This window comes from Coriobacteriia bacterium (genome assembly GCA_031292615.1).
In the GTDB taxonomy this organism is placed as follows: Bacteria; Actinomycetota; Coriobacteriia; order Anaerosomatales; family JAAXUF01; genus JARLGT01.
Genome location: JARLGT010000132.1, coordinates 1 through 3,835, shown reverse-complemented (window position 1 = coordinate 3,835; position 3,835 = coordinate 1). Strand labels below are relative to the sequence as shown.

At 66.4% G+C, this 3,835-nt stretch carries 5 protein-coding genes; 1 reads left to right on the top strand and 4 read right to left on the bottom strand.

Annotated features, from left to right (window positions below; genetic code table 11):
• The 4 genes from P4L93_12295 to thyX all read right to left on the bottom strand — a co-directional run.
• The coding region (locus tag P4L93_12295; GenBank protein MDR3687723.1) for a PCRF domain-containing protein at positions 1–220 on the bottom strand (220 nt) is incomplete at its 3' end.
• 80 nt (positions 221–300) lie between these two features.
• On the bottom strand, positions 301–1,215 hold the full coding sequence (locus P4L93_12290; GenBank protein ID MDR3687722.1) for a polysaccharide deacetylase family protein: 915 nt from the start codon (positions 1,213–1,215) through the stop codon (positions 301–303).
• On the bottom strand, positions 1,212–2,273 hold the full coding sequence (locus P4L93_12285; protein MDR3687721.1) for a DUF1385 domain-containing protein: 1,062 nt from the start codon (positions 2,271–2,273) through the stop codon (positions 1,212–1,214). Before P4L93_12285 ends, P4L93_12290 begins: the two co-directional genes overlap by 4 nt.
• Complete coding sequence (gene thyX / locus P4L93_12280) at positions 2,266–2,949, bottom strand: FAD-dependent thymidylate synthase (protein ID MDR3687720.1); 684 nt, start codon at positions 2,947–2,949, stop codon at positions 2,266–2,268. The genes P4L93_12285 and thyX overlap by 8 nt, the downstream gene beginning before the upstream one ends.
• 190 nt (positions 2,950–3,139) lie before the next feature.
• Here thyX and P4L93_12275 point away from each other — a divergent pair, with 190 nt between their 5' ends.
• A complete protein-coding gene (locus tag P4L93_12275) occupies positions 3,140–3,571 on the top strand; it encodes an SRPBCC domain-containing protein (protein ID MDR3687719.1) in 432 nt (143 codons plus the stop codon).
• The last annotated feature ends 264 nt before the right edge of the window (positions 3,572–3,835 follow it).

Here is a 3,835-nt window from a genome sequence, read left to right as displayed (position 1 = left end):
TCATCTCCGGATCGGTCTCGTGCTTGAGAATCTCCTTGGCCTCGTCGAGCTGCTCGGACGCCGAGATGTACTCGCGCGCCTTCTCGGCCAGTGGAGCCTGCGCGCTGTGCGCTTTGGCCAGTCGCGTGTACTCCTTCTGGTCGCCGAGCACGGCGGGATCGCCGAGCTTGGCGGTCAGCTCGTCGTAGGTGTCCAGAATGCTCTGAAGCTTCTCGCGCATGGGCGTCGTCGTTCCTTTTCGTGGTGCGGTTGAGTGGAGTTAAGTCTAGCACCCGACGTGCGTCGGGCCGGGGTGAGGCGCTACGGGTGCCCGTCGGCGAGCAGCTGAGAGAGCGTCACCGGTCGCAGGCCCTTCGCACGAAGCTCGTCGAGGATCTTGGGCAAGGCGAGAACCGTGTTGTCGTTGGTCTCGTGCATCAAGATGATCGACCCCGGCTTGATGTGGTGCGTCGCGTTCTTGACGATCTGATCGGGCGTGGGGCTGGGCTCGATGTCGTTGGCGTGGATCGACCAGAGCACCATGATCAACCCGCGATCGACGAGCGCCATGCGCCCAGCCTCATCAAACTTTCCACCGCGCGGGCGCACAAACAGCGGAGGAGTGCCCGCCTCGGCGGTCAACATCGCCTGCGCTCGGTCGATCTGCAGGGCCGTGGTGGTCGCATCGAGGTTCCGAAGCGCGCTGTGCGACCACGTGTGGTTGGCGACCTCGTCGTCGGCCCCGACAACCGCCAGAACCCTGTCGTCGTGGATCTCGGCACGTTTGGCGACCATGAAGAACGTCGCATGAGCGTCGTAGGTCTCCAAGATGGACAGGATCGCGCCAGAGTTCCGGGAAGGTCCGTCGTCGAACGTGAGCGCGACCTCGTGCTGATCGTTGGGCACGAACTCGACTGGCAGGCCTATGTACTTCGAGCGATCGAATGTGGGTTGCGGGTCGTGCGGTGGCACTGCCGCGAACGCGGGCGTCGCTACGACGGAGGCATCGCTCGGGTCCTCGGGCTCGTCGCCATCGGGCGCAGTGGCCTTGGCGCCATCGGCGGTGCCAGCCCTTCGCGATAGCCCCAGCGGTCCACCGAGTTCGCGCCACGAGCCGGCCTTGACCGACTGGCAGCCCGCGACGGCGGCCACGGTGAGCAGGAGCAAGCCGACCGCTAGGATGCGGCCAGCACTCGTACGTCGACTCGGCCCGTTGGCGTTAGGGGCCTCGCTCACGTAAGCGGCTCCTCGTCGTCGGCCTCAGCCGGCACGCGCGTATCGGCGGGTTCTGCGGGCTCGAGCGGCTCGACGACCTCGCCGCGCGCCAGAGCCGCCTCGCGATCTTCGCGGGCGACGATCGCGCTCATGGCCGCAACCGCGACTTCGACCATCGAGTCGTCAGGCTCGGCGGTGGTCATGCGCTGCATCTGCAATCCGGGCCACAACAGCACGCGCACGAAGGGGTTCTCGGAGTGGTTGCCCGCCCACTTCACCGTGATCTCGTACGCCAGACCGGCGACTACCGGCAGCAAGGCGAGGCGAGAGACGATAGCGATGAGCGAGATCTGCCAGCCGGCTGTCAGGCCCATAGAGGCGGCGATCAAGCGGACCGGAACGAGCGAGAAGACGAGGATCGCGACGATCATGACCATCAGCAGGAACGATGTGCCGCAGCGAACGTGCAGCGTCTCGTAGCGCTGGATGACGTCGGTGTCCAGCGGAAGGTTGTGCTCGTAAGCGTGGATCGTCTTGTGCTCCGCGCCGTGGTAGGCGAAGACGCGCTTGATGTCGCCGATCCGGCCGATCGCCCAGATGTAAGCGAAGAAGGCGGCCACGCGAATCAGCCCGTCAACGGGGTTCCACAGCAGCGGGTTGTTGGCGGCCGTGGTCTGCGTGACGAGGTTGGTCAGCCACACGGGCAGCAGGATGAAGAACACGATGGCCAGAACGGCGCCGAGCGCCATCGTGATCGAGATCTCCTTGCTGGTGAGCTGCTCCTCTTCCGAGTCGCCGGCAAGCGATGCCGAGACCGAGAAGGCCTGCATCGCCAGCGCGAGCGTCTCGACGAGTGCGACGCAGCCGCGCACGACTGGCCAGCGCATCCACGAGTGCTTGGTCGCACCGGACGCCAGGTCGTGCTCCTCGCAGTGAATCTCGCCGTCGGGGGTGCGTACGGCCACGGCCCAGTTGTAGCGGCCGCGCATCATGATGCCCTCGAGGACGGCTTGGCCGCCGATGTGGGTGTGAGTCACGGGCCCGTCAAGAACGGGCAGCTTTGCAGCGGTATCAGTCACGTCGGGGGGCCTTCGGGTAGGGGTCGCCACACGTCATCTTGCCCTCGCGGCAGGGGCCACGTCGGCAGGACGCACCTGCGTCCATGAAGATGTACGGGGCGGTGGGCTCGGCAAGGTCGAGCATGGCTAGCGCAAGGTCGCGGATCTCCCACTGCGCGCGCTTGCAGCAACGCAGCTCGAAGAAGTGCAGCAACTCTCGGACGTTCATGGTGACAACGATCTTGGTCTCCATCGCGTTGGGAAGCAGGTAGCGCGCGTCCTCGGCGGGAATCCCGGCCTCAATCAGCTCGCGATATCCCGCGAACGCCGCCGCGCTGGCGGTCTTGAAGCGCTTGAGCGCAACCGGGTCCGAGGCCACCGATGGCGGCACGATGAACTCGGGCTCCTCGGCGTATGACACGTAGCGCTGCGACTGCTGGTTATAGCTGGCGAGTCGGTGGCGCACCAGCTGGTGCGTCATCGCGCGCGAGACGCCGTCGACGGCGAAGGTATAGCTCGCGTGCTCGAGCGTCGAGGTGTGGCCGCTGGTGATGATCGTCTTGAGCACTCGGTGGATGGCTTCGTCGCCCATCGTCTCGAGTAGCTCGGCTGCGCCCACCGGGGCGTAGCACAGGCGTGCGGCAGCCGCGATCGCGCGCTCGGGTTCGGGCGTGTGGAAGAGCAGACGTACATCCATGCAGGTGTGAGCCTTCGTCCGGGAGTGTCGGTGGAGGCCCGCATGCGGGCCATCGGCCCATTGTAGCGTGTTCCGTGCCGAGACCGGCCCGCCGCTACCGCGAGGACGTGCGTCCCCTTTGCGCGCCGCGGGAAGGAACATCGGGACCGGCACGATGACACGTGAGTGCATCCCGCCACAAGGAGCCAACATGAGCGAGCATGCGTTTGAAGCCAAGGCCACAATCGCGGCAGCGCCCGAAGCCGTATGGAAGATACTGACTGACGCTGACGGCTACCCCACGTGGGACTCCGGAGTCGTCGCGGTCGAGGGCAAGATCGCGCCGGAAGAGACCATCACTGTGCACGCGGCCATCAACCCGGGTCGCACCTTCCCGGTCAAGGTCACGGAGTTCGAGGCGCCGCGAACGATGAAGTGGACCGGCGGCATGCCGATGGGGCTGTTCGTGGGCGAGCGCACGTTCACGCTCACCGCGAGCGACGACGGCGGCACTGAGTTCGACATGCGCGAGGAGTATCACGGCCCGCTCACCGCCATGATCTGGGGCTCGATGCCAGACCTGCAGCCCTCGTTCTCGCAGTTTGCCAATGGACTGAAGGTCCGCGCCGAGCAAGACGCGTAGGTCGGGCGCGCAATGCCACGCGCTTCGACGCGCGCCTGGCGCACGCCCGCACCATAACGAAAGGAGGCGGTCCCAGTTGGGCCGCCTCCTTCAGCGTTGCGATTGTGCGCAGCCTGCGAGTTACTCGGCGGCCTCTTCGGCTGCGGGCTCCTCGACGACCTCGGCGGCCTCTGCGACGGGCTCGTCGGCGGCGACGGTCTCCTCGGCGACGGCCTCCTCGGCGGGAGCCTCCTCGGCACTAGCCTCGAACTTGTCGGCGCGGGT

Excerpts from the sequence above, each read along its gene's own strand:
- thyX (MDR3687720.1), bottom strand. The coding sequence starts at position 2,949 with ATGGATGTACGTCTGCTCTTCCACACGCCCGAACCCGAGCGCGCGATC.
- P4L93_12275 (MDR3687719.1), top strand. The coding sequence starts at position 3,140 with ATGAGCGAGCATGCGTTTGAAGCCAAGGCCACAATCGCGGCAGCGCCC.